The sequence below is a fragment of the Pseudomonas sp. PDM22 genome (assembly GCF_014851965.1).
Classification (GTDB): Bacteria; Pseudomonadota; Gammaproteobacteria; order Pseudomonadales; family Pseudomonadaceae; genus Pseudomonas.
In genome coordinates this window covers 62,369-77,307 of the sequence record NZ_JACVAR010000013.1, presented here as the reverse complement: position 1 = coordinate 77,307, position 14,939 = coordinate 62,369, and the positions used below count along the sequence as shown (strand labels likewise).

The window sequence follows — 14,939 nt, the reverse complement described above, 5'->3', positions numbered from 1 at the left end:
GGACGCCCGCCCCCGCCGCGCCGACGATGAAGTTGCGTCGTTTCATGGATTTTTCTTCCTTGTCAGGCCACGCCCAGGATCGATGACAGGTGGGCATTGAGGAACTTGCCCTGCGGGTCCAGTTCGCGGCGCACCTCGGTGAACTCCTTCCAGCGCGGATACAGCGGTTGCAGCGTGCGCGCGTTCAGCGTGTGCAGCTTGCCCCAGTGCGGCCGGCCGGCGTACTTCCAGAAGATCGGCTCGACGGCGGCGAAGAAGTTGTGGTGATCCATGCTGTAGTGCTGGTGCACGGAGATGGAGCAGCTGTCGCGGCCCTCGAACATGCTCAGGGGAATGTCGTCGGCCTTCACGTAGCGGTACTCGATGGGGAACCACGTGCGCAGGTCCTTGTCGTTGATCAGCTTGAGGATCTCGCGCAGGCAGGCCGGGCCGTGTTCGGCCGGGACCGAATACTCCATCTCGTTGAAGCGCACGTTGCGCACGTTGGCAAAGACGTCGTAGGAGTCGCCGATGCGGTCGTCGAAGCTGGCGATGTGGCGCAGGCTGTTGAGCAGGAAGCGTCGCGCGGCGGGGAAATCGCTGCCGTACTTGTCCAGGCCCTCGATGATGCTCACGTACTCGTTGCCGCCCTCCTTGGCCGGGTCCAGCGGCGGCGTTGCCGGGTCGGTGGTCTCGTTGAGGGCGATGGACAGCGCGTAGTCGGAATGGGTCAGCACCTGCATTTCCCAGTGCTGGTTCTCGCGGGTGTTCTTTTCCACGTCCTCCAGCAGCTCTTCGGTGCTGGCGATCCACTGCCGCTCGTGCAGGCGGAAGGCCGCGCGATTCTGCAGACGCACGCGGGTGGCGATGCCGAAGGCGCCGAGGGACACCCGTGCGGCGTTGAACACCTCGGGATGGCGCTGGGCGTCGCAGTCCAGCACCTCGCCGCTGGCGGTCACCAGTTGCAAGCCGGCGACGTGGGAGGAATAGGAACCGAAGCCAACCCCGGTGCCGTGGGTCGAGGTGGAGATCGCCCCGGCCAGGGTCTGGTAGTCGATGTCCGACATGTTCGGCAGCGCCTGGCCGATCTCCTTCAGCGCCGTTCCCATGAGCGACATCGGCGTGCCGGCGGCGAATTCCGCCTGCAGCGTGTCGGCATCGTGGCCGAGCAGGCCGTTGAAATAGGCCAGCGAAACCAGCGTACCGTCGGTGGGCACCAGGGCGCTGAAGGAATGCGCCGAGCCCACCGGGCGGACCTTGCCCTGGGCCTGGCGGATGACCTGGACCAGTTCGTCCAGGCTCTGTGGCGCCAGGCGCGCCGCCGGCAGGCAGCTCTGCCCGCCGGACCAGTTGCGCCAGGGAATCAGTCGCGGCGCACGGGCCAGCTCGGCCGCCAGCGGGCTGCTCGACAGCGCCATGAATGCGCCGGCAATGCCCGCGTTCTGCAGCAGTTGACGGCGGGTGAGATGAATTGGCATCGAAGGAACCCCGCGCTTATTGGACCGACTGGCCGGACATGAAGGAAATCAGCGCGAGGAACTCCTCCTCCGAGCACTGCATGCACATGCCCATCGGCGGCATGCCCTTGAAGCCGTTGATGCTGTGGTCCAGCAGGCTGTCGGCGCCCTGGGCGACACGCGGTTGCCAGGCCTTCGCGTCACCGGTCTGCGGCGCTCCGGAGGCCGGGTTGGCGTGGCAGAGCTTGCAGCTGCTGTCATAGATCTTCGCCAGCGCGGGATCAGCGGGCGACAGGACGGCAGCGTTGCGGGCCACCGGCGGCGCGGCATCGTCGCCACAGCCGCCGAGCAGGCCGGTCAGGGCCAGCAAGGCAAGCGCAAGCCAGGGTGTTGCGGGTTTATGCATGGTGCTCCCCTTTTCTTCCCGCGCGCGGCGACGGCGCGGATTCTTGTTGTCATGGGTAGCTGGCAGGTTAAGCCGGGCAGCGGCCACGCCCGAGGGCATTACCGGCCAACAAGGGGGCTCTGAGCGGACAAGGTGGCGGTTTGGGTCCCTTGTCGGTTTCAGGATGCGCAGGGTCGTTCGAGTGCTATCCCTAATCCAGAGGGATGGCAATCTTTCCTACTGTCGAGGACCAGGCACGCAAAGATGCCTGGCCGGACGGCAACACCCCATAAGAACGATGGCGCCCCGGAGGACCACGCAGACCCGCCGGTACGCCGCCGCCGAAGGATTCCGGGCCGCCGCCCATCGCAGGCGCCCGCGATGTCGAGGTGCGCTGTATGCCTGATGATTCGCTTCACCTGCCCCTGATCCACGATGTGCTGGAACGTCTCAAGGCCATGCCCGGCGCCCTGCTGCCGGTGCTGCACGCCATCCAGGACTGCGTCGGCTACATCCCCGACGATGCCCTTCCGGAAATTGCCCACGCCCTGAACCTCAGCGTCGCCGAGGTGCGTGGGGTGATCAGCTTCTACCACGACTTCCGCAGCGCGCCGCCGGCCCGCCATACGCTGCGCCTGTGCCGCGCCGAGTCGTGCCAGAGCCGGGGCGCCGAAGCCCTGGCCGCGCAGCTGCGCGAGCAGCTCGAACTGGACGACCACGGCACCAGCGCCGACGGCCGCATCGCCCTGCGCCCGGTCTACTGCCTGGGCGCCTGCGCCTGCTCGCCGGCGCTGGAACTGGACGGCCGAGTGCATGCCCGCCTCACCGCCGAACGCCTGCGCGAACTGGTGAACGGTTGCCGGGAGGACGCCGCATGCTGAAGCTGTTCGTTTCCTGCGATTCGGTGGCCCGCGCAGTGGGCGCCGACGAAGTGACCGACGCCCTGGTCGCCGAGGCCGAGCGCCGCCAGCTGCCGCTGGACATCCAGCGCACCAGCTCGCGTGGCCTCTACTGGCTGGAGCCGCTGCTGGAGCTGGACAGCGACGTCGGCCGGCTGGGCTTCGGCCCGCTCACGGTCGACGACGTGCCGGCCCTGCTCGACGCGCTTTCCGGCGACCCGGCCAGCCATCCGCTGGCTCTCGGGTTGGTGGAACAACTGCCCTACCTGAAGAGCCAGCAGCGCCTGCTCTTCGCCCGCGCCGGCATCACCCGGCCGCTGTCGCTGGACGACTATCGCGCCCACGGCGGCTTCGCAGGCCTGGCCCGCGCCATCGGCATGGACGGCGCCGACGTCGTCGCCGCGGTGCTCGACTCCGGCCTGCGCGGCCGCGGCGGCGCGGCCTTCCCCGCCGGCATCAAGTGGCGCACGGTGCGCGAGGCGGCCGGCAGCCAGAAGTACGTGGTATGCAACGCCGACGAAGGTGATTCCGGGACCTTCGCCGACCGCATGCTGATGGAGGGCGACCCCTTCCTGCTGATCGAGGGCATGGCCATCGCCGGCCTCGCCGTCGGCGCAACCATGGGCTACCTCTACGTGCGTTCGGAATACCCGGACTCCATCGCCACCCTCAACCAGGCGCTGAAGCTCGCCCGCGACGCCGGCTACCTCGGCGAAGACGTCTGCGGCAGCGGCCGCGCGTTCGAACTGGAGGTGCGCGTCGGCGCCGGCGCCTATATCTGCGGCGAGGAAACCGCCCTGCTGGACTCCCTGGAAGGCAAGCGCGGCGTGGTCCGCGCCAAGCCGCCGCTGCCCGCGCTGCAGGGCCTGTTCGGCCTGCCGACGCTGGTGCACAACGTGCTCACCCTGGCCTCGGTGCCGATCATCCTGGCGAAGGGCGCAGCGTTCTACCGCGACTTCGGCATGGGCCGTTCGCTGGGCACCATGCCCTTCCAGCTGGCCGGCAACGTCCGTCACGGCGGGCTGGTGGAGCGCGCCTTCGGCCTGACCCTGCGCGAGCTGGTGGAAGGCTACGGCGGCGGCACCGCCAGCGGCCGCCCGCTGAAGGCCGCGCAGGTCGGCGGCCCGCTGGGCGCCTGGGTGCCCCCGGCGCAGTTCGACACCCCGCTGGATTACGAAGCCTTCACCGCGGTTGGCGCCATGCTCGGCCACGGCGGTGTGGTGGTGGCCGACGACAGCCTGGACATGGCGCGCATGGCACGCTTCGCCCTGCAGTTCTGCGCCGAGGAATCCTGCGGCAAGTGCACGCCCTGCCGCATCGGTTCGACCCGTGGCGTGGAGGTGGTGGAGCGGCTGATCGCCGCCACCGACATCAGCGCGCGCGAAGAACAGGCGCGACTGCTCACCGACCTCTGCGACACCCTGCAATACGGTTCGCTCTGCGCCCTCGGCGGGATGACCGCCTTCCCCGTGGCCAGCGCCCTCAAGCACTTCCCCGCCGACTTCGGTCTGGCGACTTCGGAGGCCGACCAGTGATCAACTACTTCGATCCCTCCTCGTCTGCTGGCAGCGCCAGCGACATCGACTTCGGCACACCGGCGCGCGACAGCGACGTGCAGGTCAGCCTGAGCATCGACAGCCGCGAGATCAGCGTGCCCGCCGGCACTTCGGTGATGCGCGCCGCCGCCCTGCTCGGCACGACCATCCCGAAACTCTGCGCCACCGACAGCCTGGAGGCCTTCGGTTCGTGCCGCATGTGCCTGGTGGAAATCGACGGCATGCGCGGCTACCCGGCCTCCTGCACCACGCCGGTGAGCGAAGGCATGGTGGTGCGCACGCAGACGTCGAAGCTGGCGGACCTGCGGCGCAACGTGATGGAACTGTACATCTCCGACCACCCGCTGGACTGCCTGACCTGCTCGGCCAACGGCAACTGCGAACTGCAGACCGTCGCCGGCCAGGTCGGCCTGCGCGAGGTGCGCTACGGCTACGACGGCGCCAACCACCTGAAGGACCAGAAGGACGTCTCCAACCCCTACTTCGACTATGACCCGAGCAAGTGCATCGTCTGCAACCGCTGCGTGCGCGCCTGCGAGGAAACCCAGGGCACCTTCGCCCTGACCATCGAAGGGCGCGGCTTCGAGTCCCGCGTGGCGGCGGCCGGCGGCGACAACTTCCTCGACTCCGAATGCGTGTCCTGCGGCGCCTGCGTACAGGCCTGCCCCACCGCCACGCTGATGGAAAAGAGCGTGGTCGAGATCGGCCAGCCGGAGCGTGCCGTCATTACCACCTGCGCCTACTGCGGCGTGGGCTGCTCCTTCCGCGCCGAGATGAAGGGCAACCAGCTGGTGCGCATGGTCCCGGACAAGAACGGCCAGGCCAACCACGGCCACTCCTGCGTCAAGGGCCGCTTCGCCTGGGGCTACGCCACGCACCCGGATCGCATCACCAAGCCGATGATCCGCCAGCACATCAGCGACCCGTGGCAGGAAGTCAGCTGGGACGAGGCCGTCACCTACGCCGCCAGCGAGTTCCGGCGTATCCAGACGAAATACGGCCGCGACTCCATCGGCGGCATCACTTCCAGCCGCTGCACCAACGAAGAAACCTACCTGGTGCAGAAACTGGTGCGCGCGGCGTTCGGCAACAACAACGTCGATACTTGTGCGCGGGTCTGCCACTCGCCTACCGGCTACGGCCTCAAGCAGACCCTGGGCGAGTCCGCCGGCACCCAGAGCTTCGACTCGGTGATGCAGTCCGACGTGGTGCTGGTGATGGGCGCCAACCCCACCGATGCGCACCCGGTGTTCGGCTCGCAGCTCAAGCGCCGCCTGCGCCAGGGCGCCCGGCTGATCGTCATCGACCCGCGGCGCATCGACCTGGTCGACTCGCCCCACGCCCGCGCCGAGCTGCACCTGCAACTGCGCCCCGGCACCAACGTCGCCATGCTCAATGCCCTGGCCCACGTCATCGTCAGCGAAGGCCTGGTCAGGCAGGACTTCGTCGACGCGCGCTGCGAGGCCGGCGACTTCATCCGCTGGCGCGATTTCGTCAGCCTGCCGGAGAACGCCCCGGAAGTGCTCGGCCCGGTGTGCGGCGTACCTGCCGAAGAAATCCGCGCCGCCGCGCGCCTCTACGCCACCGGCGGCAACGCGGCGATCTACTACGGCCTGGGCGTCACCGAGCACAGCCAGGGCAGCACCGCGGTGATGGGCATCGCCAACCTCGCGATGGCCACCGGCAACGTCGGCCGCGAGGGCGTCGGGGTGAACCCGCTGCGCGGCCAGAACAACGTGCAGGGCTCGTGCGACATGGGCTCTTTCCCCCACGAGCTGCCCGGCTACCGGCACATTTCCAACGAGACCGTGCGCAGCCAGTTCGAACAGGCCTGGGGCGTGACCTTGCAGCCCGATCCCGGCCTGCGCATCCCCAACATGTTCGAAGCGGCGCTGGGCGGCACCTTCAAGGCGCTGTACTGCCAGGGCGAGGACATCGCCCAGAGCGACCCCAACACCCAGCACGTCACCGCCGCCCTCTCCGCCATGGAATGCGTGGTGGTGCAGGACATCTTCCTCAACGAAACCGCCAAGTTCGCCCACGTATTCCTGCCGGGCAGCTCCTTCCTCGAGAAGGACGGCACCTTCACCAACGCCGAGCGGCGCATCTCCCGCGTGCGCAAGGTGATGGAGCCCCTCGGCGGCAAGGCCGACTGGGAAGGCACCGTGGCCCTGGCCAATGCCCTGGGCTACCCGATGAACTACACCCATCCTTCGCAGATCATGGACGAGATCGCCCGCCTGACGCCGACCTTCACCCGCGTCAGCTACGCCGAACTGGACCGCCATGGCAGCCTGCAGTGGCCGTGCAACGATGCCGCACCGGACGGTACCCCGACCATGCACATCGAGCAGTTCGTGCGCGGCAAGGGGCGCTTCATGCTCACCGGCTACGTGCCCACCGAGGAGAAGGTCAACGCCCGCTACCCGCTGCTGCTCACCACCGGGCGCATCCTCAGCCAGTACAACGTCGGCGCGCAGACCCGGCGCACCGACAACGTCGCCTGGCACGAGGAAGACCGCCTGGAAATCCACGCCAGCGACGCCGAGAGCCGTGGCATCAGCGATGGCGACTGGGTCGGCGTGGGCAGCCGCGCCGGGCAGACGGTGCTGCGCGCCAGGGTCAGCGAGCGCGTGGCGCCGGGAGTGGTCTACACGACCTTCCACTTCCCTGAATCGGGCGCCAACGTGATCACCACCGACAACTCCGACTGGGCCACCAACTGCCCGGAATACAAGGTCACGGCGGTGGAGGTGGTGCGCGTGTTCCAGCCTTCGGAATGGCAGAAGCGCTACCAGGCGTTCAGTGACGAACAGCGGCGCCTGCTCAAGGAGCGCCGTCACCAGGAAAGAGCCGAGGTCCGTCGATGAGCGTCGAGAACCTGATCAAGATGGCCAACCAGATCGGCCAGTACTTCTCCACCGAATCGGACCATGCCCTGGCGGTCCACGGCGTGCAGCAGCACCTGCAGAACTTCTGGACGCCGGCCATGCGCCGCGAGCTGAAGGACTGGCACGCCGATCATCCGGGCACCGAGTTGCATGCCCTGGTGCAGGCGGCGCTGACGGAAACGGCGCAAGCCTGACCGACCACACCGCACCCGGCCCGTGCGCCGGGTCGGGTGCGGCAGACCTCAGGCGTGCTTGCCCGAAGCCGTCTCGGCCGGCACCGCGTACTGCGGCTTGAGCTTGCCGTCCGCATCGAGCAGCCAGGCATCCATGATCTCGCGCACCACCGGCCCGGCTACGCGCCCGCCGGCCTCGCCGTTCTCGATGGTCACCGAGACCACGATGGAAGGCTCGGCCGCCGGGGCGAAGCCGACGAACAGCGCGTTGTCGCGGTGGCGCTCCTTGGTCTTCAGGCGGTTGTAGCGCTCGCCCTGGCGGATCGCGACGATCTGCGCGGTGCCGCTCTTGCCAGCAATGCGGTACTGCGCGCCCTGCCCTGCGGCCCGCGCGCCGCCACCCGGATCGTGCATCACCAGCTGCATGCCGTAGTTCACCGCATCCCAGTCGTGGGGATTGCCCAGGTGGATGTCGGGCATGGGGTTGTTGTCGACCACGTCTTCACCGCCCACCGACTCGGCCAGCCGCGGACGATGCCAGGCGCCCTTGCTGGCGATCAGCGAGGTCGCTTCGGCTAGCTGCAGCGGCGTCACCTGCATGTAGCCCTGGCCGATACCGAGGATCACCGTCTCGCCGGGGAACCAGGCCTGGCGCCGGGTGGCGCGTTTCCACTCGCGGGACGGCATCAGCACCGGGGATTCCTCGGCCATGTCGATGGACACCTTGCTGCCCAACCCGAAGCGGGTCAGGTAGTCGTGCATGCGGTCGATGCCGAGCTTGTGCGCAACGTCGTAGAAGTAGGTGTCGTTGGAGCGTTTGATGGCCGTGTCCAGGTCCACCCAGCCATCGCCGCTGTGGTTCCAGTTGCGGTACTTGTGGTCGTAGTTGGGCAGCTGGAAGTAGCCCGGATCAAACACCCGCGTGGCCGGTGTAATGGTGCCGGTATCCAGCCCGGCGATGGCCACCACCGGCTTGATGGTCGAGCCCGGCGAATACAGCCCGCGCAGCGCCCGGTTGAACAGCGGCCGGTCGATGGAGTCGCGCAGCTGCGCGTACTGCGCCGAGCTGATGCCGTTGACGAACAGGTTCGGGTCGAAGCTCGGGTTGCTGACCATCGCCAACACCTGGCCGGTGTTCGGGTCCAGCGCCACCACCGAGCCACGGCGATCGCCCAGGGCCTTTTCGGCGGCCACCTGCAGGTCCACGTCCAGGCCCAGCACGATGTTCTCGCCGGCCACCGGGGGCACCTTCTTCAGCACGCGCATGACGCGGCCCTGCGCATTGGTCTCGACTTCCTCGTAGCCGACGTGGCCGTGCAGCTGCGGCTCGTAGAAGTGTTCGACACCGGTCTTGCCGACGTACTCGGTGCCCCGGTATTCGGTGCTGTCGAGCCGCGCCGCCTCGCGCTCGTTGATCCGCCCGACGAAGCCGACCGAATGGGCGAAGTGCTCGCCGTAGGGATAGTGGCGGACGAACTCGGCATCCACATCGATACCCGGCAGCTTGTAGCGATTGACCTCGATGAGGGCGATCTGCTCCTCGCTCAGATCATGCAGGATGGCGACCGGCTCGAAGGGATGGCGGCTCTTCTTCAGCGCCTTGTCGCACTGCAGGCGCTGCTCGGGGCTCAGGTGGAGGATATCGGTCACCTGGTCCAGCACCACCTGGGAATTGCCGGCGCGCTCGCGGGTCAGGGTGAGGTTGAAGCTGGGCAGGTTCTCGGCGAGCACCTTGCCGTTGCGGTCGAAGATCAGCCCACGCTCCGGGGGGATCGGCAGGACGTGGATGCGGTTGTTCTCGGAGACGGTGGCGTTGGTCGCGTAGTCGGTGACCTGGAGGAAGTACATCCTTGCCACCAGGGTCACGCTCATCAGGGCCACGAACGCGCCGCAGGCGATCAGGCGGCGGTTGACCAGCGTCGCCTCCTGCTGGTGGTCCTTGAGTTTGATCGGATCGTGCATCGGGATTCCAGAAGGTCCCCATCGACCCGGTGGAAAGCGCATCGCTCCTGCCGTGCAGGGGAGCTTTCCGATCGATGCGGCCTGTTTGCAGCAGAGTGGGAACGAAAGGAAGCGGGCATCGCCAGACGCGGGGGCATCACGCGCCAGCTGGCATACCGGCGCGGCATGGTACCAGACTGGCAGGCCGGATTCTGACCGGTAGTCGAGGCGGTGCCCTGGTCTCGCATCGCGCCGGATGGCAGTCCGCTTCTACAGGGGCGCTGGCGTTCGGCGCCGGGTGTAGGAGCTGGCCATGCCTGCGACAGCCCGAGCGCAACAGCATCACGGACGAAGCCCGCTCCCACACAGGGGTTGGCAATGGCGTCCTGTAGTGGACGCGGACTTTGTCCGCGCTCGCGAGCATGGTCTAGGCGCCCCCGCCCTTCCTACAGGGGAAATCCATGGTGTACCTCAGAGCCCGGCGATTCCCGCTCTGGCAACCTGCGCGTCCTGTTCCGCGCGGACGCCGGAAACGCCGACCGCGCCCACTACCTGCCCGCCCACCAGGATCGGCACGCCGCCTTCGAGGGAGGTCAGCAACGGCGCGCTGAGGAAGGCCGTGCGGCCGCCATTGACCATGTTCTCGTACTCGCGGGTTTCGCGCCGGCCGATCGCCGCGCTGCGCGCCTTCTCGGTGGCGATGTAGGCGCTGGCCTGGGCGCAGCCGTCCAGGCGCACCAGCGCCAGCGGGTGGCCGCCATCGTCGGCCACGGCGATGCACACCGCCCACCCCTGGCGCCGGGCTTCATCGGTAGCGGCGGCGACGATGCGGGTGACGTCGGTCTGGTCGAGTACGGCTTTGTGTTGCATGCAATCTCTCTCGTGAAACGGCGCATCGCGCCGGGTGGGAAGCAGGAAAATCAGACCACCGAGCCTTCCGGTGGCTGCTCCAGCACCGCCACGACCACTGCGCTGCCGACGATCAGCACGATACCGACCAGCGACAGCAGGCTGAGCACCTCGCCCCAGATCACGTAGCCGAACAGGCTCGCCCAGATGATGCTGGTGTAGGTGTACGGCGCCAGCGTGGCGGCATGGGCGCGGCGCACGGCGATGGTGAACAGCAGCTGGCCGAGGGTCGCGAGCAGGCCGAGGGCGAGCATGAAGCCGAGGTCCGGCAGGCTTGGCGTGCTCCAGGAAAACGGCAGCGTGGCGCCGGTGACCAGGGTGCCGACCACGGTGAAGTACAGCACCGTGGTGGTGGAATCGTCGGTCTCGCGGATGCGGCGGATCTGGATCATCGACAGTGCGCCGAAGAAGGCGCTGGCCACCAGCAGGCCCGGCCCGACCAGACTGGCCTCGGCGTTGTCCGGCTTGACCACCATCAGCACACCGACGAAACCCAGCACAGCCGCCAGCGCATTGCGCGGCAGCAGGCGTTCGCCCAGCAGCAGCGGCGCCAGCACGATCACCAGCAGTGCCTCGGAATAGGCGATGGAGATGGCCTCGCTCAGCGCCACGTAAGGCAGCCCGGCGAAGAAGAGTGCCGAGGAGCCCAGCAGGGTCACCGCGCGGATGCTCTGGCCGCGCACGTCCAGTTGCCGCCAGCGCTGCACCAGCGGCCGGCCGCGCAGGCAGAGGAGAAACGCCGGCAGCACGCCGAAGGCCATGCGGAAGAAGGTCACCTCGTTGGCCGGATACTTCAGCGCCACCACCTTGGCCAGCGCATCCACCACCGCGAAACAGAACATCGACAACAGCATCAGGCCCACGCTGCGCATGGCATGGCCGCGGGGGGCGACAAGGGTCAGCTGGGGCATGTCGTGATCTCCTGTTGTCCGGGGTGAATGCCAGTGCTTCAGCGAGAGCCGAAGCGGCTGGCGAGGAAGGGCGTCACCGGTACGCTGGTGACGACGTCACTGGCCTGCTCGGCGAGCAGCTGGCCGGTGATAGCGCCGAGGGTCAGGCCGATGTGGCCATGGCCGAAGTTGTAGAAGACCTGCGGCAGGCGCCGGGACGGGCCGAGTACCGGCATGCTGTCCGGCACCGAGGAACGGAAGCCCATCCACTGCGACACCGACTCGTGCTGCAGGCGCAGGAAGCGCCGCGCGCCACGGGTCAGGTAGCGGTAGCGCGCCGGGCTCGGCAACGCTTCCAGCCCGGCGAATTCCACCGTACCGGCCACGCGCAGGCCCTGCGCCATGGGCGTCATGTAGAAGCCGCCGGCACCCCAGCACACCGGGCGATTGAGCACCTGCCCGGCGTGACCGAAGAGCACGTGGTAACCGCGCTCGGTGTCCTGCGGCACGCTGTCTCCCAACTGGTCCACCAAAGTCCGCGACCAGGCGCCGGTGCACAGCGCCACGCGGTCGGCGGCCAGCTGTTCCCCGCTCGTCAGCTGCGCGCTCACCGCATCCCTGCCCTGCCCGGCCGGTTCCAGGCCCAGCAATTCGCCACGGCGGAACTCGCCGCCCCTGGCGAGGAAGCGCTCGAACAGACGCAGGCTCAGCGCATAGGGATCGAGCGTGCGGCTCACGCCGGGCAGCTCCACCGCGCAGCTCGCGCGGGCGTTGAGCGCCGGTTCCAGCTCGCGCAGTTCGGAGCCCTCGACGAAGCGGATCGGCACCTCGAAGCGCCGGTGGTAATCCACCATGGCTTGCGCATCGCTGCGCTCGTGGGCTTCGAAGATGTACAGCGAGCCGTCGTGGCGGATCAGGTCGTTGGCGCCTGCCTCGTCGAACAGCCCCTGCCATGCGCCCATGCAGGGGCGCAGCAGGGTGTTGAGGTCGTGGCCGATGGCTTCCACCCGGTCACGCCGCGAGGCCGCCAGGAACTGCAGCAGCCAGGGCGCAATGCGCGGCAGGTAGGCCGGGCGGATCGCCAGCGGGCTGTCCGGGCGCAGCAGCATGCCCGGCGCCTTGCGCCAGATGCCGGGGGTGGCCACCGGTTCCACCGAGTAGGTGGCGAAGGTGCAGGCATTGCCGAACGAGGTGGCCAGGCCCGGCGGATTGCGGTCCAGCAGGGTCACGCGCAGGTCGCGGCGTTGCAGTTGCAGCGCGGTGGCCAGGCCGACCACGCCGGCGCCGACCACCAGGGCGTGGCGGCGCAGGTCCTTGGGCTGGGTCATTTGCCGCTCATCACGCGGGTCCACAGGCGGGTGCTCATGCGCATCCCGGACGGCGACAGGGTCTTGATCGGGAACAGGGTGTCGAGCACTTCCTGCGGCGGGTAGACGGCCGGGTTGCTGCGCAGCTCCGCGTCGACGTACTGGGTCGCGGCGGCGTTGCCGTTGGGGTACTGCACGGCATTGCTGATGTTGGCGATCACTTCCGGTTGCAGCAGGTAGTTCATGTAGGCGTAGGCGTTGTCCAGGTGTGGCGCGCCCTTGGGAATGGTCACGGTGTCCACGGCGATGGTGCTGCCTTCGCGCGGCAGGCTGTAGCCGATCTTCACGTTGTTGCCGGCCTGCCTGGCGGTGGTCATGGCCTGCAGCACGTCGCCGCTGAAGCCGATGGCGACGCAGATGTTGCCGTTGGCGAGGTCGCTGACGTACTTGGACTGGTGGAAGTAGCGGATCGACGGGCGCACCGCCTGCAGCGCGGCTTCGGCGGCCTTGAAGTCGTCCGGGTTCTGGCTCGCCGGGTCGCGGCCGAGCACCTTGAGGGTGATGGGCACCATCTGGGTGGCGTTGTCGATCACCGCGATGCCGCACTGGGCGAGCTTCTCCGCGTTCTTCGGATCGAACAGCAGCTGCCAGCTGTGGGTGACGTCGGTATTGCCGAAGATGGCCTTGATCTTGTCCTCGTTGTAGCCGATGCCGACGGTCACCCAGAGGTAGGGAATGGCATAGCGGTTACCCGGATCGTTGGCCTCGAGGATCTTCATCAGCTTGGGGTCGAGGTTCTTCCAGTTGGGCAGCTTGCTCTTGTCCAGTTCCTGGATGGCGCCGGCCTTGATCAGGCGCGGCAGGAAGTGGTTGGACGGACTGGCCAGGTCGTAGCCGCTGGCTCCCGTCATCAGCTTGGCTTCGGTGGTCTCGTTGCTGTCGACGAGGTCGTAGGTGGTCTGGATGCCGGTCTGTCTGGTGAAGTTCGCCAGGGTGTCTTCGGCGATGTAGCCGCTCCAGTTGGCGATGGTGACGGTCTGCGCCGCCTGGGTGGTGCCGGTCACTGCTGCGAGTGCGAGGCCTGCCAGGGTGAAGCTGGCCAGAGTCTTGGAACGATTGATCATGCTGCCCTCGGTTTTTTTGTTCTTGGGAATAGTTTTCTGGAGATGGTCTTCATGGATTGCGTGCGTGGGTAAAGCGATGGATCAGGCCTCGGCGCGTGCGCGGCGCACTTCCCAGGCCATGCGCAACGAGGCGCCGATATCGAAGAACGGGCTGGGCGGCAGGTAGCCGGGGCTGGCCTGCGCCAGCACGTCGGCCAGCACGGGCGAGCTGTCGTCCGCGGCCATTTCCACCAGCAGGCGGCCCCACAGGGAGCCGCGCGCCACGCCCGAGCCGTTGCAGCCGGCCACCGCGTGCAAGCCCTGGTCGACGCGGGCGAAGTACGGCTCGCCAGAACGGGTGCCGCTGAGGTGGCCGGTCCAGCTGTAGGCGATGTCGGCTTCGACGATGCCGGGGAAACGCTTCCGCAAACCGCTCAGATGACGGCGACGGCGCTCGGCCAGCGCGTGGTTGTCGAGGTCGCGATGGCGGTATTCGACGGTGTTGCGGATCAGCAGCCGGCGGCCCGGCAGCAGGCGCACGGTACCGCCGCCCGGCAACGGCGCGAGCACGCCCCACTGGCGCTCGCCGAACAGCGACTGCCAGCGCGGCTCGTCCAGCGGGCGGGTAATGCTCGCGCTCAGTTCCAGCGGGAAGGCGCCGCTGTCGTGCAGGCCGGCGCGGGCAATGAAGGCGCCGAGGCAGACCAGCACCTGCGGCGCATGGACTTCGCCCTGCCCGGTACCCGCCACCCAGCCCTGGCCGCTGCGGCGCAGGTCGGTCACGCCGCTCTGCTCGAAGACTTCCACCGACTCCGGCAGGTTCTCCGCCAGGCCTTTCACATAGCGCCCCGGTTGCAGCAGCGCGTTACCACCGGCGCAGTGAATGGCCCGCGCGTAGAAGCCACTGCCGAGCCGCTGCTCCAGCGCCGCGCCTTCGTAGTAGCGAGCGCTGGCGCCGACCGAGGCCAGCGTGGCGAGGATACCGTCGACATCGCCCAGGTGCTCGGGCCGGTGTGCGGCGAAGTGATAGCCGTCTTCGAAAAGCTCACAGTCGATGCCCAGCCCGGCGATGCGCTGGCGGACTTCCTGCGCCGCTGCGATGCCGATGCGCGAGGCGACCTGGTACGCGGCGTGGCCGGGTTGCCCGAGGCGTTCGCTGGCGGCAGGCAGTTCATGGGCCACGACGAACCCGGAATTGCGCGCCGAGGCGCCCTGGGCGATGCGCTGGCGCTCCAGCAACACCACGCGCTGCTGCGGGAATCGCGCCGCCAACGCATGGGCCGCGGACAATCCGGTGATGCCGCCACCGATGATCAGCCAGTCCGCCCGCTGGGTGCCGCTCAGCGTCGGCCGCGCGGGCAATTCGCCCGCCAGGGCGATCCAGCCACAGTGATTGTTCATTGCCAGGCACTCCTTCACAATCCATGCGCCGGGCGTATCCAAGCGATT

12 protein-coding genes are annotated in these 14,939 nt (G+C 68.2%); 4 read left to right on the top strand and 8 right to left on the bottom strand.

Features of this window, described 5'->3' with window-relative positions:
- Positions 1–62 precede the first annotated feature (62 nt).
- Positions 63–1,397 carry a D-arabinono-1,4-lactone oxidase gene (locus IB255_RS30280; protein ID WP_412548140.1) on the bottom strand — a complete coding sequence of 445 codons (1,335 nt, stop codon included), beginning with the start codon at positions 1,395–1,397 and terminating at the stop codon, positions 63–65.
- 76 nt (positions 1,398–1,473) lie between these two features.
- Complete coding sequence (locus tag IB255_RS30275; protein ID WP_081518385.1) at positions 1,474–1,842, bottom strand: c-type cytochrome; 369 nt, start codon at positions 1,840–1,842, stop codon at positions 1,474–1,476.
- Between the two features lie 377 nt (positions 1,843–2,219).
- Between IB255_RS30275 and IB255_RS30270 the strand changes: the two genes are divergently transcribed.
- From IB255_RS30270 to IB255_RS30255, 4 genes are read left to right on the top strand one after another with little or no spacing between them, the layout of a single operon-like run.
- The gene (locus tag IB255_RS30270) at positions 2,220–2,702 is read left to right on the top strand and encodes a formate dehydrogenase subunit gamma (RefSeq protein ID WP_081518386.1); all 483 of its coding nucleotides are present in this window, start codon (positions 2,220–2,222) and stop codon (positions 2,700–2,702) included.
- Entirely contained in the window at positions 2,696–4,255 is a 1,560-nt protein-coding gene (locus IB255_RS30265) for a formate dehydrogenase beta subunit (protein ID WP_081518387.1), read from the top strand. Before IB255_RS30270 ends, IB255_RS30265 begins: the two co-directional genes overlap by 7 nt.
- Positions 4,252–7,146, top strand: coding sequence for a formate dehydrogenase subunit alpha (fdhF, locus tag IB255_RS30260; protein ID WP_081518388.1), 2,895 nt, complete (start codon positions 4,252–4,254; stop codon positions 7,144–7,146). The genes IB255_RS30265 and fdhF overlap by 4 nt, the downstream gene beginning before the upstream one ends.
- The gene (locus tag IB255_RS30255; protein ID WP_081518389.1) at positions 7,143–7,361 is read left to right on the top strand and encodes a formate dehydrogenase subunit delta; all 219 of its coding nucleotides are present in this window, start codon (positions 7,143–7,145) and stop codon (positions 7,359–7,361) included. The genes fdhF and IB255_RS30255 overlap by 4 nt, the downstream gene beginning before the upstream one ends.
- Positions 7,362–7,409: 48 nt before the next feature.
- On the opposite strand, the gene mrdA is transcribed toward IB255_RS30255, so the two are convergent.
- From mrdA to IB255_RS30225, 6 genes are all read right to left on the bottom strand, one after another.
- Entirely contained in the window at positions 7,410–9,302 is a 1,893-nt protein-coding gene (gene mrdA / locus IB255_RS30250) for a penicillin-binding protein 2 (RefSeq protein ID WP_192211271.1), read from the bottom strand.
- Positions 9,303–9,752: 450 nt separating this feature from the next.
- Entirely contained in the window at positions 9,753–10,151 is a 399-nt protein-coding gene (locus IB255_RS30245) for a heme-binding protein (RefSeq protein WP_081518391.1), read from the bottom strand.
- A gap of 50 nt (positions 10,152–10,201) precedes the next feature.
- The gene (locus IB255_RS30240) at positions 10,202–11,101 is read right to left on the bottom strand and encodes a DMT family transporter (RefSeq protein ID WP_081518392.1); all 900 of its coding nucleotides are present in this window, start codon (positions 11,099–11,101) and stop codon (positions 10,202–10,204) included.
- A 38-nt stretch (positions 11,102–11,139) separates the two neighbouring features.
- Positions 11,140–12,408: an NAD(P)/FAD-dependent oxidoreductase gene (locus IB255_RS30235; RefSeq protein ID WP_081518393.1), complete on the bottom strand. Its 1,269-nt coding sequence runs from the start codon at positions 12,406–12,408 to the stop codon at positions 11,140–11,142.
- Positions 12,405–13,511 (bottom strand): polyamine ABC transporter substrate-binding protein, encoded by a 1,107-nt coding sequence (locus tag IB255_RS30230; RefSeq protein WP_081518394.1) that lies wholly within the window; start codon positions 13,509–13,511, stop codon positions 12,405–12,407. Before IB255_RS30230 ends, IB255_RS30235 begins: the two co-directional genes overlap by 4 nt.
- Positions 13,512–13,592: 81 nt before the next feature.
- Positions 13,593–14,891, bottom strand: coding sequence for an NAD(P)/FAD-dependent oxidoreductase (locus IB255_RS30225; RefSeq protein WP_081518395.1), 1,299 nt, complete (start codon positions 14,889–14,891; stop codon positions 13,593–13,595).
- Positions 14,892–14,939 lie beyond the last annotated feature (48 nt).

Excerpts from the sequence above, each read along its gene's own strand:
- IB255_RS30280 (WP_412548140.1), bottom strand. The coding sequence starts at position 1,397 with ATGGCGCTGTCGAGCAGCCCGCTGGCGGCCGAGCTGGCCCGTGCGCCG.
- IB255_RS30275 (WP_081518385.1), bottom strand. The coding sequence starts at position 1,842 with ATGCATAAACCCGCAACACCCTGGCTTGCGCTTGCCTTGCTGGCCCTG.
- IB255_RS30270 (WP_081518386.1), top strand. The coding sequence starts at position 2,220 with ATGCCTGATGATTCGCTTCACCTGCCCCTGATCCACGATGTGCTGGAA.
- IB255_RS30265 (WP_081518387.1), top strand. The coding sequence starts at position 2,696 with ATGCTGAAGCTGTTCGTTTCCTGCGATTCGGTGGCCCGCGCAGTGGGC.
- IB255_RS30255 (WP_081518389.1), top strand. The coding sequence starts at position 7,143 with ATGAGCGTCGAGAACCTGATCAAGATGGCCAACCAGATCGGCCAGTAC.
- mrdA (WP_192211271.1), bottom strand. The coding sequence starts at position 9,302 with ATGCACGATCCGATCAAACTCAAGGACCACCAGCAGGAGGCGACGCTG.
- IB255_RS30245 (WP_081518391.1), bottom strand. The coding sequence starts at position 10,151 with ATGCAACACAAAGCCGTACTCGACCAGACCGACGTCACCCGCATCGTC.
- IB255_RS30240 (WP_081518392.1), bottom strand. The coding sequence starts at position 11,101 with ATGCCCCAGCTGACCCTTGTCGCCCCCCGCGGCCATGCCATGCGCAGC.
- IB255_RS30235 (WP_081518393.1), bottom strand. The coding sequence starts at position 12,408 with ATGACCCAGCCCAAGGACCTGCGCCGCCACGCCCTGGTGGTCGGCGCC.
- IB255_RS30230 (WP_081518394.1), bottom strand. The coding sequence starts at position 13,511 with ATGATCAATCGTTCCAAGACTCTGGCCAGCTTCACCCTGGCAGGCCTC.
- IB255_RS30225 (WP_081518395.1), bottom strand. The coding sequence starts at position 14,891 with ATGAACAATCACTGTGGCTGGATCGCCCTGGCGGGCGAATTGCCCGCG.